We start from the raw sequence: 24784 nt of genomic DNA, 5'->3' as shown, positions 1-24784 counted from the left end.
TGGCTCCCGAGGTGGTAGGGATCAGGACCACACGACAACGACGCTGATTCAGCAATCGCTGATGTCCCTGAGCGCAGCTGCCACGAGTGCGGCCGTTTCGGCGCCGCTGTTGCTGGGGCGATGAGAGACGGGTTAAGCGGGGCTGGGCACGGCGTCCGCAGCTTTGCGGCTCGTCTCGAGGATGGTTCACGGCATGCGAATGCGGTCGCCCGACCGTGGGGGCCATGAGCGAACCGATTTTGTTCCCGCGAGAGCGGCGGTCCCCGCGCGGGCCGCGCTGGCGCCTGGTCGGGGTGGTGGTGCCGGTCTACAACGAGCAGCACGTGCTGGAGCGCAGCGTCCGCGGGCTGCGCGACTTCCTGAAGACCGGGCTCTCCTACGACTTCGTCATCACGATCGCCGACAATGCCGGCACCGACCGGACTTGGGACATCGCGAGGCGGCTGGCCGACGCGCTGGCGCCGGTCCGGGCCGTCCACCTGGACCGCAAGGGGCGGGGCCGGGCACTGCGGCACATCTGGTCGGCCAGCGTCGCCGACGTGGTCGCCTACATGGACGTGGACCTGTCCACCGACCTCAACGGGTCCCTGTCGCTGGTGAAGCCGCTGCTGGCGAACTCGCTATCGGGTCGCGGCTGGCGCGCGGAGCGCACACGGCCCGCGGCCCCAAGTGGGAGATCATCTCGGGCTGCTACAACCTGCTGCTGCGCGCCGTGATGCGCGCCCGGTTCTCCGATGCCCAATGCGGGTTCAAGGCGGCCCGGACGGAGGTCGTCAAGGCGTTGCTGCCCGTCGTCGAGGACGAGGAAGTGGTTTCTTCGACACCGAGTTGCTGCTGCTCGCCGAACGAGTCGGCCTGCGGGTGCAAACGCCTTCCATGTGCGGGACGCAGGACCTCCGCCCAGCAGGGAGAGAGCTGAATCCAGCAGGTGACGTCGTTTCCGAGTTCGTCGATGAGTTCCGACCTCACCGCGGGTAGCTAATAGATCGCGAAGGCGACGTCGGACAGCCGTGCGGTATCGCCGCGCAGCACGGCGTGTGGCAGGTCGTCGCACCATTTCGTCAGCCAGCGTGCGTCCTCGTCCCGTGAGTGCTGCTCATGGCGGAGAGGTTGCGGGGCCGGTTTCGCCAGCAGCGCGTTCAGGACTTTGACCTCTTTGGACGCGCCCAGCCCTGCGAAAATCGCCAGTGCCTGCCGCAGGTGGCGATCTGCCTCGGCCGTCTCCCCGGCGCTGCGGTGCGCTATGCCCACATTTCGGAGGGCCCCGGCCTCTTGGCGGGGGTCGCGCAGCGATCTGAACAGGGCCGCCGCCTCCAGAGCCCAGTGGATCGCCGCGTCCCGGTGGCAGGTGCCGCAGCGGATCGTATAGGCCGCGCTGAGGTTCAGGAAGATCGTTGCTTTGACGGGGCGCGCGTCGATCTCCTCGGCCGTCTTGAGCGCCCGACACAGCTGCCAGATGATGAAGGACGCTGAGCCGTGGGGACGCCAGTCGAGGCAGGTGAGCGCGTGGTTGACGCGGGCGAGCATGGCATCGGCGGAGGCGTCCAGGCGTTCGAAGAGGTGGATGGCCGTGTCGAGGGTTCTGGCGGCCTCCGCATAGCGGCGCTGCATGCGCAGAGCGTCGCCGAGGGCCGTCAGGGCCTGGCCCTGACGACGCCGTTCCCGCGTGGCCGTGCAGATGCCCAGGTCGGCCCGGTGGCATGATTCGGCCCTGGCGTACCTGCCCATGCGGAAGTAGACGAGGCCGAGATTGTGCAGGACATCGCCCTCTGAGACGAGGTCGACTCCGCGCAAGAGTTCGCGTGCGCGCCTGAGATGGGATTCCGCCAGGTCGTACTGCCCTCCGATGCGGTAGGCGTTGCCCAGGTTGGCCGCGGCGACGGCCTGCTGCCTCGGGCCCAGCCTGGCCGCCGCGTCCAGGGCACGGGTCTGCGCGGCGATCGAGTCGTCCACGAGGTGGCGGAACTCCAGGTAGGCGCTCAGGTCGGCGGCGAGCGCGAACGTGCGGAGCCACTGGCCCGATTCGTGGGCCTCGGACAGGGCGGCGAGCAGGTTCGCGCGTTCGGTGTCCAGCCAGGACAGGGCCTGTTCCCGGGTGGCGAAACGGTCGTCCTCGGATCCGCCGAGCCGGCGGGCGGCGGATGCGGCGGTCCGCTGGTAGAACTGCGTGAGCCGGCCATGCGCGGCGACGCGGTCGGGCTCGGCGTCCTCGTCGGCCAGCCTTTCGCGGGCGTAGTCGCGCATCAGGTCGTGGAAGCGGTACCTGCCGTCCGCCGAACCGTCCTCGATCAGATGGGCCGCGCGGAGGCGGCGCAACGTCCTGCGGACACCGGAGGTCGGGGAGTCCGCGAGGACCGCCGCCGCGTCGAGCCCGAACTCGGCGCCGGGGTTCAGCGCCAGCGACCGGAACAGCCGGGCCTGCTCCGGGGCGAGGCGTGCGTACGACAGGGCGAACGCCGCCCGTACCGCGATCTCACCGTCGGCGTCGGCGTACTGCAGTTCCTCCAGGCGCGCCCCGGCCTCCGACAGGTCGGCGACCGTCCCGGCCAGTGGCCGGGACGGCTCGTCCGCCAGCAGTGCCGCGACGATACGCAGCGCCAGCGGCAGGCCGCCGCATAGTCGGGCGATCGTGGCGGCGTCGCCGGGATGGTCGTCGATCCGGGTGTCGCGCGGATCGAGCATGGCCATGGCGCGCCTTAGCAGCGTCACCGCGTCCTCGGCGGGCAGGACACCGATATCGACCTTCCGCGTGTTCAGCATGCCGAGCCGGTGCCGCGAGGTGACGATCGCCGCCGTGCGGCCGTCGGCCGGCAGCAGCGGCCCGGCCTGCTCGTGCGAGGCGGCGTTGTCGATCACGACGAGGATCCGGCGGCCCTCCCGGGCGTAGGCGTCCAGGATCGAGGTGAACAGCCGGGACCGGTTCTGGAGGCCGGGCGGGACGTGCTCGCCGGGGACACCGAGGGCGCGGAGCCACCCCTCCAGCGCCACTTCGGGTTCGACGCGCCGGACGCTGTCGTAGCCGAACAGGTCGACGAACAGGACGCCGCCCGGGAACCAGCCGTCGTCCAGCGCGGTCCGGGCGGCCTGGACGGCCAGTTCCGTCTTGCCGACCCCCGCCATCCCGCTGACCGCCGCGCCGACGACCGCCGGGCCTGCGGCGTCCTGGTTCCCCGGGGCCGGCAGGGCCTGTGGGGCCAGCGGGGCCAGCACGCGGCGCAGCTCGTCCTCGCGGCCGGTGAAGGCGCCCGACCCGGCGGGCAGACCGGACAGTGCCGGGGTCACGGCGGGCGGCAACTGCACGGTGATGTCGCGCCCCTGGACCACAGCGGAGAAGAAGATCCCGCCGGTGATCTCGTTGCGGGTCCCGCCGCTCACCGGGACGGTCCGGCGCCGTCCCGGGGCTCCTCGTCCGCGCCGGAGCCGGTGGCGGGAGCGGGCTTGCCGGTGAAGGCGATGTCGCGGCCCATGACCACCGGACCGTGGACGGTCCCGCCGCTGAAGGTGTTGACGGTCGCGCCGTGCTCCTCGCCGGACCGCTCGGGCGTCGGCGGCGGGACGGGCGCCGGGGCAGGGTGGGGCAGGGCCATCACGAGCGCGGCCAGAGCGGCGAACGCGCCGAACACGCCGGCCAGCCAGCCCGCCTGCTCCAATCCCCGCAGGAGCCAGAACACCACGAGCGTCCCAGCGGCCGTTACCGCAGCCCCGATCACCGCCCAGATCAGCGCACGCGCCCTCATGGCGTCACCCATTCCTCTCTTGGCCTTTATCCGACCGGTCCACCGGCTGCTCCTCTTCATCACCAACGCGTGTGAGTCGCTGGGCTACCAGCTCTGCAAGGTCACCAAAGCACGCGGTACTTCTTGACCGCCGACGCCGTGGTCGGGCTCTACCGGCGGGCCACCATCGACATCGATGACGAACGCGCCCGCGAGCGTGCCGCCAAGGTGGGCGACGTGGTCTGACGACCAATCTGCCGTCAAATGGACGATTCTGCTGAATGTCGACGAATGCCTTCGTGTTCGTCAAGGCTGTGGTCGGTGCGGTGCGGTGCGGTGCGGTGCGGTGCGGTGGGCTGGGGCGGGGCCGGGGGCAGGTTCCGGCGGGATATCGGCTCGGGCAAGGTGGAGGTTTCGGGATAGGTGATCAGGCGGCGGCGGAGTCGGGTGGGAAGACGACCTCGGATCTGCCGCCGAGTGTGGGCCTGCGTCGGTCAGTTCGGTGAACCGGGCGGCGGGTCTGCACAAGGCGTTGCCGCGGCGGCGGCGCAGCCGGCAGTCGTCCGGCAGGTCCTGGTCCAGGACGGCGTGGCGGTCGTGTGCGGCGCGGGTGCCCGAGCGGGGAGTGCTCGCATCCCGGGGCGGGCGGTGAGGGACCGCGCGCGGACTGGTTGTCGGGGCCGTCGCTCGCGCTCCGCCCCAGGCCAAGCTTGCGGTACCACCACCGGAAGGCGCGGGCGTGCGGGATGATGAAGTCCTGCACGATGTCGCCGTCGCTGTAGAGGAGGTCCAGCATCGCGTACGGAGGCGGGCCCGATTCCTCGAACGAGTCGGCCAGGTAGTCGACCGCCGTGGTCATCCGGATCATCCGCTCGCAGCCCTGATACGGGCGCGCGGAAGGTGGTGGCGGTGTACCTGCGGCCTTCGGTTTCGGAGATCGCGCGGAAGAGGGTCAGTGCGTGCGCGCGGGGCGACGGGTTTGCCGTTAGCGGCGCTCATCCGGGGGCGGCCGGAATGTGACAGAAAGGGGCCATGGCTCGGTGTTCGCTGCGGTCAGCGGCGCCGACGAACGGGGGCTTGGTCGGCGAGCGCGGCGCCGACCACTGACAGCCGGCCACGGCCGGTGTGAGGGCGCAGGCCGGCGGCTGCGGGGGCTCTTGCCGGGTGGTGATGCCGAGGCCGGCGGCGACGAGGTGGAGTTTGGCGAGCCAGTCGCGCGTCGACGGTACCTTTGACCTTTTCATTCCTCGGGTGATCTCGTAGTTCTGTAGGACGGCGATGGCCTTGACCAGATGGCCGGCCTTGCAGGGGCTGCAGCGGAGCCTGCGGAGCAGCTTCCATGACTCAGTTGAGCGTTCGCGCGTTCGCCGGGTCCGCGGAGCTTGGCGTGCGAGCGGTTGGCCCTGTTTCTGCGACTCGGGTTTGTTGTGTCCCTTGTACGGGGTGATGACCACCGAGGCCTCGGCGCATTGATAGCCCTTGTCGGCCAGCGTGAGGATTCCGGCCTTGTCCAACTCCCGCAGAATCCCCCACACGCGGACTGCGGTCAGGTCGTGCGTGCGGCCGGGCAGCGCCACCGCCTCCTCGACATACCGCCAGGCCGTACTCGTCGACACGCCGAACCCGGCCCCGAGCCCTGTTCACTTCACCGGCCGAACGTCAGCATCGCGATCACTCCGTGATCACCATCACCTCAGACCGATGAAAAGGGTCCTTCGGACGCGGGGCGATCTCCCTGGGGAGATCGCCCCGCCGCGTTCCATCCGGGTCGGCGGTTCATTGTCCTTGGCGGAAGATGGCTCCGTCAGAGGAGGACTCATCCGCAGGCCGTAGCTGTCCCACGCCCCACAGTGTGGTGGTCCCCGGCACCAGGGCCATGCCGTCGACGTAGGCGGTACGGTTTCCGGCCTGGACGACCGAACTCGACCACGTGCCGTCGGACGAGCGGTGCATCAGCACCGGTGCGTCGCGGCCCGACTCCCGCGGGTCGCCGTCCCCGGAGACCCACAGCCCACCGCGGCCGTCGGCCGCGGCGACCCGCGGACGCCAGGTCCCCGGCACGTCCACCTTCTGCCACCGATTGCCGTCCCAGCGTGCGGCCACCGGGAACTCCGTTACGCCAAGGTCGTCGCTACGCGACACCGTCCCGGTCACCCAGACCTCCGTGGCCGACACCGCGACCACGTCCGACAGGAAGACTTGCTGCGAGGGCTCTCCGTCGCCGCCCCGGATGTCGTCGGGCAGCCCGTCACCGGCCGGTACCTGGGTCCAGGCCGTGCCGTCGTAATGTGCGATCACCTTGAAGCTGTCCGAGGAATCATTGCCGATCGCCCAGATGTCGCGGGCTGAGACCGCGCTTGCCCGTTCGATGCTGTACGGCAACTGGATCTGGATCCACCGGCGGCCGTTGAAATGCCAGGTGCCCACGCCGGCGTCGCGGCGATTGTCGCTGAAGACCCATGCCTTGTTGGGGCCCGCCGCGGTCACGCCGCTGACGACGCCGGTGGCCCATCGGTGCGCCACCACCCATTTGCCGCCGTTCCAGCGCAGTGCGTACGAACCGCTGGAAGCGTTGTCGCTGTCGCCGACCGCCCAGGTGTTGGAAGTGGACGTGGCGCTGGCCTCTCGGATCTCCCCGGGCAGTCCGGCGGGCACTGCCACGTTGCGCCAGGCCCTGCCGTTCCAGTGCTGCGCGACGATCCGGTCGTGCTGGTCACCGCTAACGAACGTCCAGGCGTTGCGCGGGCCGGTGGCCGTGACCGCCGACATGCTGTCGTACGGGCTGAAGTCGTTGGTCTTCACCAGCTGCCAGGGCTGCGGCTGTGCGGCTCGCGCCAGCGGTATCGCTCCCACGAGGGCCAATCCCAGCGCGAACATGGGCACTGGCATGAGACGGCGGAGTTTGTGGGTGAAGGTGCTGCGTGAATCCCTCATGCTTCCCCGATCGAGAGGGCTGAACAGTCATCTATAGGACACTTGGGGCGTCCCGGCGGTAGCGATCGGTGCCGGAAACGGCCACCGCGTCAACCGCTCGTTTTGATCGTCCGTCCGACATCTCAGGCTGATCGCGGAAGCAGTCGATCTCATCGGTGTTCTCCGGGTGTGGATCTGGGTGGCGAGGTCGGCCAGCCCGACCGGACGGCCGGGTTCGTGGCTTGATAGGCCATGGTTCGCCGGGCTCGGGCGGGTGGGCCTGCGTGATGCCGGCGGCAGATCGTTCAGCATCGTGCATAGGTGGTACCGGAGCCTCTCGACCGGATGCGATGGGCAGGCTTCGCCTTGTGCTCTGTGAACTTGATCAGTGGCCACGCGTAGGGGAGTGTCAGGCGACCGGATTCGCCCAGCCCACTGCACGGCTTTCGCGGGACGCCCGGCGTGATCAACGCAGGGTGACCCTCTGGACGTTGATCGCCAACCTTGGTCCGAGGCCTTGATCGTCGGGGTGTCGCGCCTTACCCTGCCACTGATCATTGACACACCCCCGAGTGTTTCAATCCCGCGTGATGTTCTCCGGGAAAGGCCCACCCCTGTGAAGACCCCCTCCTGCCTGCGCGCGCTGCCCGCCCGGCTCCTGTCCGTCCTCGCCCTCGGCGCGGCCGCCGCCCCCGCCGTCCTCGGCGGTGCCGCCGTGCCGGCCTCCGCCGCCGAGGACCCGCCCGTGACCATCGGCTACGACAAGTGCCCGCCCCTGCCCGCCGGCGCCACCCCGAGCCAGTGGAGCTGCGGCGTCCTGGTCGTCCCCGCCGGCACGATCAAGATCGGCAAGATCGAGCAGCCGATCACCTCGCCGATGACGATCGTGCTGCAGAACGGCCCCGACCCCGACACCGGCGTGCGCCGCAACTTCTTCGGGAGCTTCGAGTCGGCGCCGATGTCCGTACCCGGCGGCGTGCTCGGCGTCCCCGGCACCGAGGACATCCCGTTCCTCGGCCTGAAGGTCCTAACCGAGTACGTCGGCGGGCTCGAACTCGGCCAGGCCAGCGGGACCTACAGCACCGCGATGGACATCCGCATCAAGGTCATCAACCCGCTGCTCGGCGACACCTGCTACATCGGAACGAAGGACCAGCCCGTCCACCTGAAGACGCTGGCCGACACGTCCACGCTGAAGTTCTACACGAGCGCGATCGGCGCGACGTTCAACGACACCACGTTCTCCGTGCCCGCCACGTCCGGTTGCGGCCTCCTTGGCGGCATCGCCGACTGGCGGTCCGGCCTGCCCTCGGCGTCCGGCAACAACTCCGCCTCGCTGCAGGGCTACCTCGGGACGAAGTCGTACGCGTCCCTCACCTCGTAGGCCACCCCGAATCCAACAGGACGGAGACGGTGGGGGCGCTCCCCGGGCGAAGGGAGCACCCCACCGTCGACGGTGCCGACCGAGACCTCCGGGTCAGCCCCTCCCGCGGATCCGGCTGGTCCGCGGACAGCCGCAGGTTCCCCCATGACCGCAGAGGCCGAACAGGGGCAAAGTGACGGGTCAGGCCACTGGCGGTGCCCGGCGGCGCACCGTCGGGTCGTCATCTCGGCGCCACGGCCGTCCCACGGCGTGGTGGCGTGCGAAGCCCGCGGTATCGCTCTGGACATGCCCGGTCGAGCAAGGGCCAGCTCGGACAGGTTCATGGCCAGCTTGCGGTGGACAGCGGGAATCCAGTCCAGGACGCGCAGGGCGGTGTCGCGCCCGGCGCGCAGCACGGGGTTGTCCACGGTCGCGACGCGGGTCATCTTGTCGGTGAAGGACACGACCTCCTCGGCGACGGGCAGGCGCTCGGTCTCGTAGGCGTCGAGCCGCCGAGGCCGAGCTACGGCGCGTGCTGGAGGACGCGCGCTCCGACGCCGCCGCCGAACGCGCCCGCGCCGCCGAGGAACGTGGCGCGCAGGCTCTGGAACGCGCCGCCGAAGCCGAGTGACACCGCACGCGCGCCGACGATGATGGGGTTACGGCCGGACTCCGGTAGAAGGGCACCGCACACACCAGGATGGTGGCCCTGCCCGTCATCGGCCAAGGCGTGAACGGGCGATGAGGCTGTGACGTCCGAGCGGTATGGGTGAGTGGGCGCGGCGGTTGCATCGCCGCCCAGATGGCCATCGCCGAGCAGGAGAACGCGCGGCTGCGCGAGGCGCTGCAGACCGCCGAACACGACGCGCACGCCGCGCGCTGCGGACGCTGCCCGAGACGCCGCCCGGGACCTGGACGACACGCGCGGGGAGCTGAGGGTCGCTGTGCAGGTCCGCGACACCGCGGCCGCCGAGGCCGAGCTGCGGCGGTGCGCGAGCAGCTCGGCGCCGCCACCGAACGTGCTCGCGTCGCCGAGGAACGCACGCAGGCACTCGAACGCGCGGCCCAAGCCGAGTGACCCGCACGCACGCGCCGCGCGAAAGGATGACGGACGTGCCGTGACGCGCCCCGAACTGCCTACCGCGGATGTGCTGGTCGACGCGCGAACGGCCGGACGGTCCCGGCGCACGATCGACCAGGTCGCCGGAAGCCCCCGAGCCCCCTCGCCCGGCCGCATCGCCGCCTCCCCTGCTTTCAGATAGTGAACAGCCGGGGCCAGGGCAGGAGGCTGCGGGGGTGCCGCGCAGGACTTGACGGCGGTGATGAGTCCGGGGCGGCCCATCGCGGGTCGGCCGATGCGGCGGTCGCCCAGCCAGGCGACCGCCGAGTTCGGCGCCACCGACACCGTCGCGTACGCGTCCGGCTCGGTTCGTCATGGCTGGCCTGCGCCAGCGCGAGGTGGCGCTCGTCTGGTGTCACTTGCCGCTAAAGACAGGGAAGGCGCTGTGGTCGCCGTAGTCCACATCGCGCAGGCCCCGCAAAGCGTCCATGTCCGCGTCGGAGATCTCGAAGTCGACGTCGGCGTTGGACCGCATGTGTTCGGGGTTCGCCGTCTTGGGCAGCGACACCGTGCCCAGCTGGAGGGTGTAGCGGATGCACAGCTGAGGGACGGAGACCCCGTACTTGTCGGCCATCGCCCGGACTTCGGCGTTCTCCAGGATCGCGCCGTGGGCGATCGGCGAGTACGCCTCGACGAGGATCTGCTTGCTCTCGCAGTAGGCCAGCAGCTCGGCGGGGGTGTTCCCGGCGTGCACGAGCAGTTGGTTCACGTGCGGGACGACGGTCGCGCCTTCAAGGATGTTCTCCAGGTCGTGCTGCTGGAAGTTGGAGACGCCGATGGCCCGGATCTTTCCGGCTTGGTGGGCGTCCTCCAGCGCACGCCACGCCTCGCGGTTGCCCTGGGCGTAGTCGCCGCCGCGGAAGTCGTCCCACGGCTGCGGGCTGTGGATCAGCATCAGGTCGATACGGTCCAGGTCCAGCTTCTCCAGAGAGCCGTCGATCGCGGCGAGCGCCTGGTCGTAGTCCTTGATCTCCGCAGCGAGCTTGGTCGAGACGAACAGCTCCTCGCGGGGCACTCCCGAGGTGCGCACGCCCTCGCCGACGCCGCGCTCGTTGCCGTACGCCTGGGCGGTGTCGACGTTGCGGTAGCCGATCTGCACGGCCGCGCGGACCGCGTCGGCCGCCTTGTCGTCGTCGATGAACCAGGTGCCGAGCCCCAGCCTGGGAATCTCGACGCCGTTCGAAAGCGTGTAGGTCTCCTCCAGGACGGTCATGCGTTCGCTCCGTTCTTCGGCAGCTTGCCGTACACCTCGTCGGTGACCGGCTCGAGCCATTCGTTGCTGACACCTTCGCCCGGGGTGATGAAGGCGAGGTGGGAGAACCACGCGTCGGCCTTCGCGCCGTGCCAGTGCTTGGTGCCCGCCGGAACGCGGATCACCGTGCCCGGCTCCATGCTGATGGGGTCCTGCGCCTCGGCCTGGTACCAGCCGCTGCCCGCCGTGCACAGCAGGATCTGGTCCCCGCCGCCGTTCGTGCCGTGGTGGATGTGCCAGTTGTTGCGGCAGCCCGGCTCGAAGGAGACGTTGCTGACGGGAACGCTGCCCGAGGCGAGCGGAGCCAGATAGCTCTGGCCGATGAAGTACTGCGCGTAGGTGTCGTTCTTCTCGCCTAGCGGGAAGATCTGGTCGAATCCGTTGCCAGCCATCGTGGTCCTCTTCTTTGGGTTCACTGCCGCCCGCTGATCGTGCGGGGCCGGTTTGCTGCTCGCGTCGGGGGTAAGGCGGAGCGTTCGTCGGCGATCTTCTTCAGCAGGGTGATCGCGGTCATGGCGTTGGGCCAGCCGGCGTAGAAGGCCAGGTGCGTGATCGCCTCCGACAGCTCCTCCATGCTGAGCCCGTTGTCCAGGGCCACACCGAGGTGGTAACCGAGCTGCTCGCTGCGGTAGAGGGCCGCCAGCGCACTGACGGTGACCAGGCTTCGGTCCCTCGCAGACAGGCCGGGGCGTTCCCAGATGTCGCCGAACAGCACCTCGTTGGTGACGTCGACGAGCTTGGGCGCGATCTGCGCGAGTTCCTGCGGGGCGGACTGCTTGGGCACGGAAGAGCTCCTCTGGTGGAAGGGCGGTCGGCTCTCGGGTGGGATCGGTCGACCCCGGCACAGCCTGGGAGCGACCAGCCCCAACGGCTGTCCACTACCCAGAGAACCGCAGGTCACAGGCTGAGAGCAGGGCCTGATGATCCAGGTACTGACAGGACCCCTCTCCGCGCCGGACGCCCGCCTAACCTGAAGAGGTGAGCACACAGAGTGACATCCGCGAGTTCCTCGCCTCACGCCGCGCCAAGATCACCCCGCGGCAGGCCGGGCTGCCCGCGTACGGCGGTCGCCGGCGCGTGCCGGGGTTGCGCCGCGAAGAGGTCGCTTTGCTGGCGGAGGTCAGCATCGACTACTACGTACGGCTGGAACGTGGACACCTGGCCGGCGCCTCCGACGAGGTCCTGCACGCCGTCGCCACTGCTCTGCAACTGGACGAGGCCGAACGCGCCCACCTGTTCGACCTGGCCCGTGCCGCCGCCAAGCGGCCCGCCCGCCGTACGGGACGCCCCCGCGGACCGCTGCCCGACAGCGCCCTGCGGGTCCTGCACTCTATGACCGACTCGCCGGCGTTCATCCGCAACGGCCGCCTGGACATCCTGGCCACCAACCGCCTGGGCCGCGCTCTGTACTCCCCGGTGTTTCCCGATCGCGACACCCGGACGGCCAACATCGCCCGCTTCCAGTTCCTGGACCCGGACGGCCACGACTTCTTTCCCGACTGGGAGGAGTCGCTGAACACCACCGTTTCGCTGCTGCGCACCGAGGTCGGACGAGCGCCCGGCGACAGCGGGCTGACCGGCCTCATCGGCGAGCTGGTCACCCGCAGTGAGGAGTTCCGTACGGCGTGGGCCAAGCACAACGTGCGCCTGCACCACACCGGCCGCAAAGCCTTCCGCCACCCCGCGATCGGCGAGATCACCCTCGACTTCGACGCCATGGAACTCCCCGCCCAGCCCGGCCTCACCCTCACCGCCTACAGCGCACCACCGCACACTCCCGACCACGACAAGCTCCTACTCCTCGCCGCCTGGGCCGCCACCGAAGTCAGCCCGCAGGAGACCGTGGACCCGGCATCGTCCGACCGGCACGCGTAGCCCATCCCCTCCCGCCCGCGTGCCTGCCTCCCTGTCGGCAAACACAAGCTGATCGACAAGACGGTGAAGGGCCCCGACGCGAACGAACGGGCCGCCAGCACTGCCTTCGTGTGGCGCGAGACCACCTACGCGGCCGGCCGGCGGGCCACCGCCCGCATCACCACGGCCAGCCCTTACCGGCTCACCATCGACGGCGCCCTCACCGCCGTCACCGATCGCCTCGCCGCCCCCGCCCCTCGTCCCGGCGCGCACACGCCCGCGACTCTGTTCGGCGCCGACCCCATCACCCGGCTCCCCGGCAGCAGCCCCCTCGCCAGCACCACCCCCCACGCGGCCGAAGAAACCCCCCAATGACCACCCTCCGCACCGTGCTCATCACCGGCACCTCCGCCGGCATCGGCGCCACGTTCGCCCACTACCTCGCCGCCCGCGGCTAGCAGCTCCTGCTGGTCACCGCTGACGAGCCGATTCGCAATCGGGTGTGTGTCAGTGTCTCGCCGCGGTGCGGTCCATCATGGAGCCGATGGTCATGGTCATCCTGCGGCGGCCGGCCAACCGTCCCGCGTTGGCCATCAGCCGGTTGCGCCTGCCGGCGATCACGCTGGGCGGCGGGTCGCGTCGGTCCAGAGTCCGCAGGGCGGTCTCGACGACCTGCTCCGGGTGCATGCGCCCGGTGCCGCCGTCGGCCCGGTCCCCGGCGACGTCGAAGAACTCGGTCTCGGTCGCGCCCGGCGACAGCGCCAGCACGCGCAGCCCGCTGCCGCGCGACTCGTACCACAGCGCCTCGGTGAGGCTCAGCACAAACGCCTTGGTCGCGCCGTAGACGGCCATGGTCGGGGTGGCCTGGTAGGCGGCCATGCTGGCGACGTTGACCAGCACGCCGCCGGGACGGGCCCGCAGCCGTTCGATGAACACTCGGCTCAGTTCGGTCAGGCTGGTGACGTTGACGGCGATCTCGGCGGCCAGCCGCTGCGGGTCGGTCCGGTGGAACGCGGTGTTGGTGGCGAACCCGGCGTTGTTCACCAAGCTGGTCACCGCCAGGCCCCGCCCGGTCAGGGCGGCGTCGAGTTCGTTCGCGGCGCCGGGCTGGGCCAGGTCCACGGCGATCGGGGTGGCGGTGACGCCGTGGGCCGTCGCGAGTTCGTCGGCGAGCCGCTCCAGCCGGTCCAGGCGCCGGGCGGCGAGCACCACGTCGGAGCCGCGGGCAGCGAGCCGCCGGGCGAACTCGGCGCCGATGCCCGAGCTGGCGCCGGTGATGAGGGTGGTCTGGCCGCGGTAGTCGACAGGTGTCATGACTCCTCCGAGAGGTTCGTTGCAGGGACATTGGCACCGTAGGTCCGCCTGGCACTGAGTGTCAAACAGTCACTTGGGCGTTAGGATGTGAGAATGCCGGATCCCATCGAGGACAAGCTGTGGGCGCGTACCCGCCAGGCCGTCCACGCCGAGGTCGCCCGCATCGCGATGGAGCTGTTTCTGGAGCGCGGCTTTGAGGCGACCACCATCGACGACATCGCCGCCGCGGCCGGCATCTCCCGCCGCTCCTTCTTCCGCTACTTCGGCACCAAGGAGGACATCGTCTTGGGCGACCTGGCCGCCCAGGGCGAACGGATCCGCGAACGGCTGCTCGCTCGGCCCGACCACGAGGACGCCTGGACAGCCCTGCTCAACGCGCTGCGTGACGCCCCGCGCCCCGGCCGAGACGAGGCGACCACGCTGAAGATCTCTAAGATGCTCTACGGGACACCGTCGCTGCGCGCCCGCAGTATCGAAAAGCACCTGCACTGGCAGGAACTGCTCACCCCCGAGATCCGCCGCCGCCTCGGCCGCGCGCCCGGCGACGAGCACGACCTGCGCGCCGCCGCGATCGTCGCCTGCGTGCTCGCCTGCCTGGACGTCGCCGGCGAGGCATGGACCCGAAGCGACGGCGCCGAGCCCCTGGAAGAACTGGTCCTGGCGGCGGTCACGGCAGTACGCCAGAGCACGCCGGGCACCTGAACGCCCCGCCCTCCCGGGGTCCAGGAACGCCTCCACCGGTTCTGCAGCGGTTGACGACACATCGGCGGTCGGCGGTGGTCGCGTCTGCTTCCCGGTGCTCGCGCCGTGGTAACACTACGCCGCCTCCGTCATCGCTCGCCGCTCGCACGAGCGCCGCACCGGGCTCTGATCGGTGCAGGAGCTGGACCACGTCCAGCTCCTGCGCCGCCAGCCCGATCACGCCGCCCGGACCCTGCTGGACCTCAGGGATGACCTGGGCGCCGTCTCCTCTCAGCGGCTGGCGCGAACCGTGGCGCCCGGGGTGGCACTTACAGTCAGCGGAACAGGTGGAAGAATCCGCGCACCTGCTTGACCAGCGACTCCGGCTGCTCCAGCGCGGCGAAGTGGCCACCGTGCGGCAGCTCCTCGAACCAGCGCAGGTCGGTGAACCGCAGCTCGGCCTCCCGCCTCGACGGGCGGGTCATGTCGCGCGGGTAGACCGACGGCCCGGATGGCGCGGTCACCCTGTCCCGGAAGTTGGCGAAGCTCTCCCAGTACAGGCGCGCCGACGACGTGGCACATCAAGATCGTGACCTCTCGCCGCACCCAGGACGATTCCAGGGCCCGCTGGTCCAGGAGCACGATGGCGGCCCGGCAGTCGGCCAGCGCGGTCACGACTGCCGGATGCCAGGCGTCCCCCACCGGAAGCCCGAACGCCCGCCCCGCCGCGCCATAGATCAAATTGCCCGCTGCCCACCCCACCGCGAGCAAGATCCCGCCGATGAGCACCCCGATCCGCATAACCCCAATATGTCGGAAAGCACCACTTGGACAGGTGAATACCGATCAGATCCGGCCCCACTCGCCACACAAAGCCCGTCGGCTCGCGACAAATCCGGCGACATCGCCGTTCCAGCGGCCGCGCGGCCCCTATGGCGGCACGGCCACTCGTCGCAGTCGTCGGGACCGATGTCGTGACCGTACCTCGCGGTCGCCGCGCCGCGGCCAAGAAGGGCGAACGGCACCACGGGGCACCGGATCCGGCCACCTGCTGCCGACCGGCCTCTCAGCCTGGGCCGCGGCGCGGTCGCCGGGTTGCCGGCGGAGGCAATCAAGTTGCCGCAGACCCCTACCGTGAGCTGGTCGTGATCGGATTCCCCGCCGAACTCACCGACTCCCGAAGCGTCTTCGTCCCGCAATGGCGTGGTCGAAGCGTGGAGCCGGAATGCTCAGCGTGCGCGGTCAGCCCGAACGTGAGCGAGCCGTGGCATGCAAATCTGTTAACGGCAGGGTAACGGCCGGCTCGGAACACTCGCGATCATGGATTCCGACGTTCCGTCCCCGCCGTCATGAGGCCGATCGCGCTTCTGATGGCGGTGCTCGCCGGTGCCGCCGTCCTATTGGCGGCAGGCTCATCGGTCGTTGTCCGGGAGACAGTCCCGCCCCGCGCGGCGACCCCACCGCCCACCATAAGCCCGATGCCCGCACCGTCCAGGTCTCCGGCGTTCGGCCGGTCGGAGCGCGCGTCCCTCACCCGCGCGCTCGACCGCTACCTCCGCGACATGCCCGGCGACCTGTCGGTGTCAGTGCGGGAGGTCACCACGGGCCTCGGCTTCACCTACAACGGCGACCTGCGGACGGCGACCGCCAGCATCGTCAAGGTCGACATCGTCATCGCCCTGCTGCTGCGCGCCCAGCGGGAGAAGCGCGCCCTGACCGCATCGGAGCGGACGCTCGCCGAGAAGGCGATCCGGATCAGCGACAACGACGCGGCCAGCGCGCTGTGGAACGAGATCGGCGGGGCGTCCGGGCTGGCGTCGGCCAACCGCAGGCTCGGCCTGCGCGACACGATCCCCGGCGGGGGCGGGGCGTGGGGAGCGACCACGACCGGCGCCGCCGACCAGGTCCGGCTGCTGGCCGCGCTCACCTCTGACCGCTCCGCCCTGCACGCCTCCGGCCGCCGCTACCTGCGGAAACTGATGGCGGACGTGACGCCGGAGCAGGCGTGGGGGGTGAGCGCCGCGGCCGGGGACGGGGCGCAGGTCGCGCTCAAGAACGGCTGGCTGCCCCGCGAGATCCACGACGGGCGCTGGACGGTCAACAGCATCGGCCTGATCCGCGACGCCGGCCGGCTGTTCCTGGTCGCGGCCGTGTCCGAGCGCGACTCCACGCTGGAGAAGGGGATCGCGGCCGTCGAGCACGCGTGCGCGAGCGTCGTCGCCGCCCTCGCCCGCGCGACCTCGTCCGGCCGCGCCTCCCAGCGGTAGCCGGTCACGCCGACTCGCCCCCCAGGATCGCGCCTCGTGCCGGGTGGGCGGCTGCAACGCGGCCGCGGTGATCAGCCACAGCGGGCCGCCGAAGCGGACGACGGGGACGGGGAAGGTGAACCCCGGAGCCCACCAGCGTCAGCGTCCTGGCCATACAGGCCGGGGCGATCACCAGCCCGATCCACGCGACGGGCCGCGGCAGCAGCCCGGTGAGCAGTCCCCTAGCCGACAGACCCACGACGAGCAGCGCGGATTCGGGGTGGGGGCGGGGTTCGCTCCCGTCGACCCATCCCGAGCCCGGCCCGCGGCCGTCATCATCCTTGATGGACCGGTGGACTGGGAGGAGACGGATCTGCAGCGAAGCGGAGGCCTTCTTCTTCAAGGAGGTCGTCGGGGCGCTCGCAGTGCTCGGTGGGAGCCTTCAGTTGGAGGAGAACGCCCGCAGGGCCGGTGTCGACGTTCGGGCCGAACGTCTTCCCAGGGGAGCAGCACACCTTCCAGATGGCCGCGGGACGCGCGCCGGAGGCCGATGACGCGATCCGCAGGCTGGCCGCTTGGGTCCGGCCCAGACTCGGCCTGGCCTGACACCTGGTCAGGGCGCCCGTCCCTTACCCTCCGCGCCCCGCCGCGGAGGGTAAGGCCGTCGGGGAAATGCGCTCGATCGAAGGATGCCGGATTTGATGATTGGTCGGATCCGGTTCAGGGTCAGCCGTCCGAGCTGCTCCTCGCTGGTAGACGACACACGAGAAAAGTACGGGCGAACGAGGCCGGCTCTGGGGCTTGCATAGTTCGAAGCGGAGTTGAGGGCGGATGAAATGCCGCGGTGCGGGCTCGGCAGGTTCCAGCTTGTCGCCCTATCCGGTTATGAGCGGCGGGAGACAGTTCGAGGTTCACGCGGGGCCGAGGCTCGCAGGCGAGGGCGCGGGACGGACCGGCGGGCGCAGGGCTGGGGCGTCGGGGGCGAAGAAGAGCTGGTCGAGGTGCTCGATCGCGTAGTCGATGGCGCCGAGCACGACGCACTCGTCGCCGAGGGTGGATCCGCTGAGCCTCGGCATGCGCAGGCAGACTCGTTCGAGGCGGGAGCGCAGGGGCGGCAGCAGGACGTCGGCGGAGCGGGAGAAGCCTCCGCCGAGCACCACGATCTCAGGGTCGAGGAGGAGCACCGCCGCGGCGGTGCCGATCGCGAGCTTGTCGGAGAAGCGCGCGACGGCGTCGAGGGCGGTGGGGTCGCCGTCGCGCGCGGCCGCGAGGGTGAATCCGGCGGCGTCCTCGGGCGGTAGGCCGTCGGGGACGATCGCGGCGTTGTTGAGGTCCACCGGTCCGTCTCGCCAGCCCGCCTCGGGAAGCATGACGATCTCGCCCGCGGCCGCCCCGAAGCCGCGATGGAGCCGGCCGTCGATGATCAGGCCGGTGCCCATGCGCCGCCCGATGTGCAGGAAGACCACGTCCTTGGCGTCGCGGGCCACGCCGCGCCTGGTCTCGGCCAGGGCGGCGAGCCGGCTGTCGTTCTCGACCAGCACCCGGCAGGGGAACCTCTCGCCGAGCAGTCCCTCGAGGTCGAGGTCGCGCCAGGCCGGGATCGACGCGGACATGATGACCCGGCCGTCGGGGCCGACGAGCCCGGTGGTGCCGACCGCCACCGTCCACAGGTCGGCGATCGTCAGGCCGCCCAGGGCGAGGCAGGCGGCGGCGGCCTGCTCTATCGCCGCGAGCCGGTCCTCGAGCGGCGCGGCGGGGTGCGCCGGGCGGCGCGTCTCGGCGAGGACGTTGCCGTCGAGGTCGGCGAGGGCGGCGCGGATGTGGTAGGCGCCGATGTCGAGGCCCATGAGGTGCCCGCCGTCGGCGCGGAACCGGTAGCGCCGGGCGGGTCGGCCCATCGTGCCGGGCGCCGGGGGGACCTCCTCCACCCATCCCATGGCGCTCAGTTCGTCGATGACCTCCTTGGTGGAGGGCCGCGACAGTCCGGTGCGCTCGGCCAGCGCGGACAAGGTCGCCGCCTCGGCCCCGCGCAGTGTCTTGATCACGGTCAGCGCGTTGAGCTGCCGCAACCGGGACAGGTCGCCACCCATCGGCGGCATCGTCGACATCAGAAGGTCCCCTTCAAAAACAGAGGGTGGGGCGGTCACCGGCCTACCCGGCCAGCCTAGGTGGAGGCCAGGTCCAGCGCAAAGCGCCCATTGCCATCCACCTTCGGCCAGTGTACTAATGATGGTCTCCTCTGTAACTCTCCTGGAAGTGAGAGCATCCGATGCCGTTCACCGATGTCGGAGAGATCACCGGTCTCTCGCCCCGGACGCGGGTTTTCGAGTTCGGCTGGCAGTCATGGAGCCCGACCGGCGCCTACCGGCTCGGCGAGACGCCGCCGCGTCCCGCGGACGACAACGTGCAGACCATCTGCTACCGCCCGGAGACGCCCGTTCCGGCCGGGGCGTTCCAGGGCGAGGGCCTGCTGGCGGTCGATCCCGGTGACGACGGCCCGGTGTCGGTCTTCTCGGGCCCGGGTCCGGGGGAGGTGCCCTCGATCCGGGCTCGTAGGGCGGACGGCCGGCTGGTCGTGTCCGCCGACGGGCCCGTCACGCGCCATGAGGTCGGCGGCGGCCTGGACGCCGCGCTGCGGTGGTGGGCGGACGGCGTCGCCGCAAGCCACGCCCCCGATCGAATCCCGGCCGTGCCGCCCATGTGGTGCTCCTGGTACGGGTACTGGGACAAGGTCACCGACGCCGACATCCTCGACAATCTCGCCCTGGCCGAACGGCATGGCATCGAGGCCGACATGTTCCTCATCGACGACGGCTACGAGGCCGAGATCGGCGACTGGCTGGACCTCCGCCCCGGGTTCGGGTCGCTGGAACGGTCCGTCGGCGCCGTCCTGGAGTCGGGTCGGCGTGCGGGCATCTGGGTGGCGCCCTTCCTCGTCGGCCGGCGCAGCCGAACCTTCCGGGACCATCCGGACTGGCTCGTCGGCGGCGCGCACGCCGGCGTGATGTGGGACCAGGACCTCGCCGTCCTGGACGTCACGCACCCCGACGCCGCCGCGCACCTGGCCGAGGTCTTCACGCGGTTCCGGGCGCTGGGCCTGAGCCACTTCAAGCTCGACTACCTCTACGCGGGGGCGCTGCCCGGGCGCCGGCACGAGGACATCGGCCCGATCGCCGCCTACCGGCGCGGTCTCGAACTGATCCGCACGGCCATCGGCCCGGACGCCGCGCTGCACGCCTGCGGTGCGCCCCTGCTGCCGAGCATCGGCCTGGCCGACATCATGCGCGTCAGCCCGGACACCGCGCCCCGGGTGCTGCCGAAGGCGGGCGACCTCAGCCAGCCGTCGCAGCTCGGCGCCCGGCTCACGGGAGCCGCGCGCGAGTTCCTGCACGCCCGCTGGTGGGTGAACGACCCCGACTGCATCATGGCCCGGCCGGAGGTCGAGGCGCGCGAGGAGTGGGCCGAGCACATCGAGGCCGGCGGCGGGCTGCGCGGATCCGGCGACCCGATCGCCGCGCTGGACGCGTGGGGCCTGGAGACGACCCGGCGGCTCATGGTGCCGACCCGGACGGAGCCGTCGTGACGAGCAGCGCCGACCACCTGCCGGGACGGGCCGACTCGGCGGACGGCGCCGAGCGCGGCCGAGCCGCCGTGGCAGCCCCGGCCGCAGGCACGCCCGAGGAGCCGGCCCGTGGCCGGCCGGCCGCGCGTGGAGCCGGTGCCCGCCCGCGCCGCCGCCTGTGGCGCACGAACTGGTACGCCTACCTGTTCGTCGCTCCGAGCCTGTTCGGCGTGTTCGCCTTCCTGCTGCTGCCCCTGCTGATCGTGCTCGGGCTGAGCCTGTTCCACTGGGAGCTGCTCTCCAGCCCGTCCTTCGCCGGCCTGGCGAACTACCGGCGGCTCGCCGGGGACGGCGAGACGTGGCACTCGGTATGGGTGACCGTCCTGTTCGTCCTGTTGAGCATCCCGGCGCAGACCGTCCTGGGCCTGCTGCTGGCGCTGCTGCTCAACCAGCGGGTCAAGGGCGTGGCGTTCTACCGCGCGCTGTTCGTCGTGCCGTGGATGGCCACGCCGATCGTGATGGGCCTGGTGTGGACGTGGATCTTCGACCCGCGGGACGGCGCGCTGAACAAGCTGCTCGGCGTCGCCGGGGTGAGCGGGCCGGACTGGCTGACCGACCCGTCGTGGGCGCTGCCGTCGGTCGCGCTCGTCAACGTGTGGCAGTACAGCGGCTACACCATGCTGTTCTTCCTGGCCGGGCTGCAGGGGATCCCGCAGGAGCTGTACGACGCGGCGGCCACCGACGGCGCGAGCCCGGTCCAGCGGTTCTTCCAGATCACCCTGCCGCTGCTGAACCCGACGACGTTCTTCGTCACCGTGACGAACCTGGTCGGAGCGTTCCAGATCTTCGACACGGTCTACGCGATGACCGACGGCGGGCCGAGCGGCAGTACGGAGGTGCTCAACTTCAGGATCTTCGAGACGGCCTTCCGCCGGTTCGACTTCGGGTACGCCTCGACGCTGGCCGCGCTGCTGTTCCTGCTCATCCTCGCGGTGACGCTCGCCCAGGTCCGGTTCTTCGCCAAGCGCACCACCTACGACCTGAGCTGAGGAGGGACCATGGTCAAGCGCACCGCGCTCTACGCCGCGCTGGTCGTCGGCGCCTTCGTCTCCGTCTTCCCCTACCTCCTGGTCGCGCTGACCGCGCTGAAGACGCCGCGGCAGCTCAGCGGCACCGAGCCGTGGGAGCCCGGGCTGCCGCCCACCTTCGCCAACCTCGACCGGGTGCTGCACTCGGGCTTCGCCGGCTACCTCGGCAACACGCTGCTGATGACGGCCGCGCTGACCGCCGGGCAGCTGGTGTTCACCACCTTCGCCGCCTACGCGTTCGCGCGGCTGCGCTTCCGCGGCCGTGACGTGCTGTTCTGGCTGTACGTGGCCACGATGATGGTGCCCAGCGCGGTCACCATGATCCCGCTCTTCCTGATCATGCGCGAGCTGCACCTGGTCAACACCTGGTGGGGGCTGCTCGCGCCGTACCTGCTCGGCACGCCGTACGGGATCTTCCTGATGCGGCAGTTCTTCCGCGCCCTGCCCGCAGGGCTGGAGGACGCGGCGCGCATCGACGGCGCCGGGCCGCTCACCATCCTGCTGCGCATCGTCCTGCCGCTGTCGCGCCCCGCCCTCGGCACCCTCGCGATCATCACCGTCATCTCGTCCTGGAACAACTTCATGTGGCCGCTGATCATCACCAGCGGTGACGACACCAGGGTCGTCACCGTGGGGATCGCCGGGCTGAAGGGCTCCATCGGGGTCGACCCCAACCAGATGACCGCCGCCGCCCTGATCGCCCTGGTGCCCATGGTCGCGGTGTTCGTCGCCTTCCAGAGATACATCGTCCGCTCGGTGGTCCTCACCGGCCTCAAGTAGAAGAGGTCAGCCGCAATGACATCCCCCCGAATCCGCACGATCGCGGCCGTGCTCGGCGCCGCACTCCTGTCCACCGCGACGGCCTGCGGCGGCTCCGGCGGCTCCGGCGGCTCCGTCACGCTCACCTACCGCCTCTGGGACGACCAGCAGAAGGCCGGCTACCAGAAGGTGATGGCCGCCTTCGAGAAGGCCGACCCCAGCGTCCACGTGAAGATCGAGCTGCTTCCGTACGACCAGTACTGGACCAAGATGACCGCCGACGCGGTCGCGGGCACGGCACCGGACGTCTTCTGGATGCAGACCTCGCAGTTCCCCGAGTTCGTCACCAAGGGGATCCTGGCCGACCTGGACGCCCTCAAGCTCGACACCACCAAGTACAACGCGAACGTCGTGCAGTCCTACACCTACAAGGGCAAGCTGTACGGCGTGCCGAAGGACTTCGGCATCGTCGGCCTCCTCTACAACGAGGACCTGTTCAAGAAGGCCGGCGTCACGATGCCGGACAAGCTCACCTGGACGCCCGACGGCTCGGGGACCCTGCTGGAGACGGCCCGCAAGCTGACGGTCGACGACAAGGGCAGGCATCCCGACCAGGCGGGATTCGACGCCGGCAAGGTGAAGCAGTACGGCTTCGCGTCCTGGAACCACTACCAGACCCAGTGGATGAACTGGGTCAGCTCCAACGGCGGCAAGCTGGTCGACAAGCCGTTCGGCAAGTACGCCTTCAACGACGCCGCCTCGGTGCAGGCCCTGCAGTTCGGCGTCGACCTGGTGAACAAGTACCACGTGGCGCCGCCGGCCGCGCAGACCAACCCGCCCAGCGACAAGATCAACGAGATGTTCAAGCAGGGCCGGGTGGCGATGTTCCCCGCCAACAACGCGCTCCTGCCGTTCGTCGCCCCCGGCGCGAACTTCACGATCGGCATCGCGCCGATGCCGGCGGGCCCCGCCGGACGCGTCGTGAACATCAACGGGCTCTCCGAGGCCGTCTACTCCAGAAGCGCCCACATGGAGGCCGCGATGAAACTGGCCCGCTTCCTCTCCGGGCCCGAGGCACAGAAGATCATGGCGGACGGCGGCTACGTCTTCCCCGCGCTGAACGGCCTCTCCCAGGGCTACCTCGACTACTGGAAGCAGAAGGGCCTGGACGTCTCGCCCTTCCTCGAGGAGTCGCGGGGCGCCACGTTCAACCTGCCCGTCACGACCGGCTTCACCGCGTTCGAGAACAAGCTCAACCAGACCTTCAACGACATGTACCTCGGCAAGCTCACCCCGCAGCAGGCCGCCGACCAGGCCGTCCGCGACGGCGACGCGCTGGTCAAGTAGTCGAGGAGCCCCATGATCACCCGGCGTTCCCTTCTCGCCGGGGGCGCGAGCCTGGGCATCGCCGCCGCACTGGGTGTCCCACCCGTGCGCGCGGCGGCCCGGCGCGCCCCGCTGGGCGAGGTGTTCCGGCTCGGTGTCGCCTCCGGCGAACCGTCCCCAGACGGCGTCGTCCTGTGGACCCGCCTCGCCACCGACCCGCTCGCCCCCGACGGCCTCGGCGGCATGCCGCACCGGCCCGTCCCCGTCGAATGGCAGGTCGCCGAGGACGTGCGCTTCCGCACGGTCGTCCGGCGGGGCACGCAGGTCGCGCGCCCCGAGTCCGCGCACAGCGTGCACGTCGAACTCGACGGCCTGCGGCCCGGCGCCGAGTACTTCTACCGCTTCAAGGCCGGGGGACAGGTGTCCCCGGTCGGGCGGACGCTCACCGCGCCGGCGCCCGGCACGAGCGGCCGCGACCTCAACCTCTCCTTCACCTCCTGCGCCGACTACCAGGTCGGCTGGTTCACGGCCTACCGGAGGATGGCGGAGGACCACCCGGACCTCATCGCCTTCCTAGGCGACTACATCTACGAGTACGGCGACTACAAATACCCGGTGCGGGACCAGGCGGGCGGCGAGTGCTTCGACCTCGCCGGCTACCGGCTGCGGCACACCCAGCACAAGACCGACCCGGAGCTGCAGCTCGCGCACGCGATCGCGCCGTGGGTCACCGTCTTCGACGACCACGACGTAGAGAACGCCTGGGCGGGCGACGTGCCCGAACAGCCCGCCCCGCCGTTCCTGCCCAGACGGGCCGCCGCGTTCCAGGCGTTCTACGAGAACATGCCGCTGCGCCGCGCGCAGAAGCCCGTCGGCGCGGCGCTCCATCTGTACCGGACGGTGCGGTGGGGATCGGTCGCCAACCTTCACATGCTCGACACTCGCCAGTACCGCGACCTGTACGCCTGCAACGACGGCAAGTCCGGGACGATCGGCGCCGACTGCACCGAACGCCTCGCTCCGAACCGCACCATCCTCGGCCAGGAGCAGGAGGCCTGGCTCGCCGGTCAGCTGAAAGAGTCCGGCGCCACCTGGGACCTGCTGGTCCAGCAGGTCTTCCTCATGGAGATGGACTGGACGAACGGCGAGGCGAAGGGCTACTCCAACGAGGGCTGGGACGGCTACACCGCCAGCCGCGACCGCGTGGCCGCGGCGATCGGCGACAACAAGCGCAACGGGGTCGTCCTCACCGGTGACGTGCATTCGCACTGGGCGGGCGAGGTCAAGCGCGACTACCAGGACCCCGAGTCCGAGTCCGTGGCGGTCGAACTCGTGAGCACGTCGGTCACGTCCGCGGGCAACGGCCTGGACGAATACCCGAACACCGGGCAGCTGCTCGCCGAGAACCCGCACGTCAAGTTCTTCAACGGCCGGCGGGGCTATGTCCGCAGCGTCATCTCCGGACGGGAGATGAAGGTCGACTTCCGGTCGCTTCCCGTCGTGACCCAGCCCTACGCGCTCGCCTACACCTCCGGCTCGTTCGCCATCGAGCCGGGCGACCCGAGCCTCCACCCGGCCTGACAGGACGAT

The 24784-nt window shown here is 70.5% G+C and carries 23 protein-coding genes; 11 read left to right on the top strand and 12 right to left on the bottom strand.

Annotated elements, in window-relative coordinates; genetic code table 11:
* Positions 1-224: 224 nt before the first annotated feature.
* A complete protein-coding gene (locus tag ABT299_RS05795) occupies positions 225-716 on the top strand; it encodes a glycosyltransferase family 2 protein (RefSeq protein WP_500249917.1) in 492 nt (163 codons plus the stop codon).
* Between the two features lie 262 nt (positions 717-978).
* Here the strand turns inward: ABT299_RS05795 and ABT299_RS05790 are convergent, their stop codons facing one another.
* From ABT299_RS05790 to ABT299_RS05770, 5 genes are all read right to left on the bottom strand, one after another.
* Positions 979-3375, bottom strand: coding sequence for an ATP-binding protein (locus tag ABT299_RS05790; protein WP_500249916.1), 2397 nt, complete (start codon positions 3373-3375; stop codon positions 979-981).
* Positions 3372-3737, bottom strand: coding sequence for a hypothetical protein (locus tag ABT299_RS05785; protein ID WP_500249915.1), 366 nt, complete (start codon positions 3735-3737; stop codon positions 3372-3374). The genes ABT299_RS05790 and ABT299_RS05785 overlap by 4 nt, the downstream gene beginning before the upstream one ends.
* A gap of 285 nt (positions 3738-4022) precedes the next feature.
* Complete coding sequence (locus ABT299_RS05780; RefSeq protein ID WP_500249914.1) at positions 4023-4424, bottom strand: DUF8336 domain-containing protein; 402 nt, start codon at positions 4422-4424, stop codon at positions 4023-4025.
* A gap of 287 nt (positions 4425-4711) precedes the next feature.
* Positions 4712-5293 (bottom strand): transposase family protein, encoded by a 582-nt coding sequence (locus ABT299_RS05775; protein ID WP_500249913.1) that lies wholly within the window; start codon positions 5291-5293, stop codon positions 4712-4714.
* 199 nt (positions 5294-5492) lie between these two features.
* Positions 5493-6593, bottom strand: a complete 1101-nt coding sequence (locus tag ABT299_RS05770; RefSeq protein ID WP_190853781.1) for a hypothetical protein — start codon at positions 6591-6593, stop codon at positions 5493-5495.
* Positions 6594-7245: 652 nt separating this feature from the next.
* Here ABT299_RS05770 and ABT299_RS05765 point away from each other — a divergent pair.
* Positions 7246-8013, top strand: coding sequence for a hypothetical protein (locus ABT299_RS05765; RefSeq protein WP_500249912.1), 768 nt, complete (start codon positions 7246-7248; stop codon positions 8011-8013).
* Between the two features lie 502 nt (positions 8014-8515).
* Here the strand turns inward: ABT299_RS05765 and ABT299_RS05760 are convergent.
* The 4 genes from ABT299_RS05760 to ABT299_RS05745 form a co-directional block, all read right to left on the bottom strand.
* On the bottom strand, positions 8516-9391 hold the full coding sequence (locus ABT299_RS05760; RefSeq protein ID WP_500249911.1) for a hypothetical protein: 876 nt from the start codon (positions 9389-9391) through the stop codon (positions 8516-8518).
* 76 nt (positions 9392-9467) lie between these two features.
* Positions 9468-10325 (bottom strand): aldo/keto reductase, encoded by an 858-nt coding sequence (locus ABT299_RS05755; RefSeq protein WP_500249910.1) that lies wholly within the window; start codon positions 10323-10325, stop codon positions 9468-9470.
* A complete protein-coding gene (locus tag ABT299_RS05750; RefSeq protein ID WP_387024865.1) occupies positions 10322-10756 on the bottom strand; it encodes a cupin domain-containing protein in 435 nt (144 codons plus the stop codon). The genes ABT299_RS05755 and ABT299_RS05750 overlap by 4 nt, the downstream gene beginning before the upstream one ends.
* Before the next feature lie 20 nt (positions 10757-10776).
* Complete coding sequence (locus tag ABT299_RS05745) at positions 10777-11148, bottom strand: carboxymuconolactone decarboxylase family protein (protein WP_500249909.1); 372 nt, start codon at positions 11146-11148, stop codon at positions 10777-10779.
* Between the two features lie 194 nt (positions 11149-11342).
* Between ABT299_RS05745 and ABT299_RS05740 the strand changes: the two genes are divergently transcribed.
* Together ABT299_RS05740 and ABT299_RS05735 are read left to right on the top strand one after the other, a co-directional pair.
* Entirely contained in the window at positions 11343-12239 is an 897-nt protein-coding gene (locus tag ABT299_RS05740) for a helix-turn-helix transcriptional regulator (RefSeq protein ID WP_500249908.1), read from the top strand.
* 63 nt (positions 12240-12302) lie between these two features.
* Positions 12303-12593, top strand: coding sequence for a hypothetical protein (locus tag ABT299_RS05735; RefSeq protein WP_500249907.1), 291 nt, complete (start codon positions 12303-12305; stop codon positions 12591-12593).
* A gap of 132 nt (positions 12594-12725) precedes the next feature.
* Here ABT299_RS05735 and ABT299_RS05730 read toward each other — a convergent pair whose 3' ends face one another.
* Positions 12726-13532 (bottom strand): SDR family NAD(P)-dependent oxidoreductase, encoded by an 807-nt coding sequence (locus ABT299_RS05730; RefSeq protein WP_500249906.1) that lies wholly within the window; start codon positions 13530-13532, stop codon positions 12726-12728.
* A gap of 93 nt (positions 13533-13625) precedes the next feature.
* On the opposite strand from ABT299_RS05730, the gene ABT299_RS05725 reads away from it, so the two are divergent.
* Positions 13626-14234, top strand: a complete 609-nt coding sequence (locus ABT299_RS05725; RefSeq protein WP_500249905.1) for a TetR family transcriptional regulator — start codon at positions 13626-13628, stop codon at positions 14232-14234.
* Positions 14235-14548: 314 nt separating this feature from the next.
* Here ABT299_RS05725 and ABT299_RS05720 read toward each other — a convergent pair whose 3' ends face one another.
* A complete protein-coding gene (locus ABT299_RS05720; RefSeq protein WP_500249904.1) occupies positions 14549-14698 on the bottom strand; it encodes a hypothetical protein in 150 nt (49 codons plus the stop codon).
* A 993-nt stretch (positions 14699-15691) separates the two neighbouring features.
* On the opposite strand from ABT299_RS05720, the gene ABT299_RS05715 reads away from it, so the two are divergent.
* Complete coding sequence (locus tag ABT299_RS05715; RefSeq protein ID WP_500249903.1) at positions 15692-16480, top strand: serine hydrolase; 789 nt, start codon at positions 15692-15694, stop codon at positions 16478-16480.
* Between the two features lie 890 nt (positions 16481-17370).
* Here the strand turns inward: ABT299_RS05715 and ABT299_RS05710 are convergent.
* Entirely contained in the window at positions 17371-18567 is a 1197-nt protein-coding gene (locus ABT299_RS05710) for an ROK family transcriptional regulator (RefSeq protein ID WP_500249902.1), read from the bottom strand.
* A gap of 161 nt (positions 18568-18728) precedes the next feature.
* On the opposite strand from ABT299_RS05710, the gene ABT299_RS05705 reads away from it, so the two are divergent.
* The 5 genes from ABT299_RS05705 to ABT299_RS05685 are packed head-to-tail and all read left to right on the top strand — an operon-like array spanning position 18729 to position 24775.
* Positions 18729-20042 (top strand): glycoside hydrolase family 36 protein, encoded by a 1314-nt coding sequence (locus ABT299_RS05705; protein WP_500249901.1) that lies wholly within the window; start codon positions 18729-18731, stop codon positions 20040-20042.
* Entirely contained in the window at positions 20039-21070 is a 1032-nt protein-coding gene (locus tag ABT299_RS05700; RefSeq protein WP_500249900.1) for a carbohydrate ABC transporter permease, read from the top strand. The genes ABT299_RS05705 and ABT299_RS05700 overlap by 4 nt, the downstream gene beginning before the upstream one ends.
* 9 nt (positions 21071-21079) lie before the next feature.
* Positions 21080-21889: a carbohydrate ABC transporter permease gene (locus ABT299_RS05695; RefSeq protein WP_500249899.1), complete on the top strand. Its 810-nt coding sequence runs from the start codon at positions 21080-21082 to the stop codon at positions 21887-21889.
* A 15-nt stretch (positions 21890-21904) separates the two neighbouring features.
* A complete protein-coding gene (locus ABT299_RS05690) occupies positions 21905-23215 on the top strand; it encodes an ABC transporter substrate-binding protein (RefSeq protein WP_500249898.1) in 1311 nt (436 codons plus the stop codon).
* 12 nt (positions 23216-23227) lie between these two features.
* Positions 23228-24775, top strand: a complete 1548-nt coding sequence (locus tag ABT299_RS05685) for an alkaline phosphatase D family protein (RefSeq protein WP_500249897.1) — start codon at positions 23228-23230, stop codon at positions 24773-24775.
* Positions 24776-24784: the final 9 nt, after the last annotated feature.

Origin of the sequence: Spirillospora sp. NPDC000708 (genome assembly GCF_040299565.1) — a bacterium.
In the GTDB taxonomy this organism is placed as follows: Bacteria; Actinomycetota; Actinomycetes; order Streptosporangiales; family Streptosporangiaceae; genus Spirillospora.
This window is presented reverse-complemented; position numbering and strand designations above follow the sequence as displayed.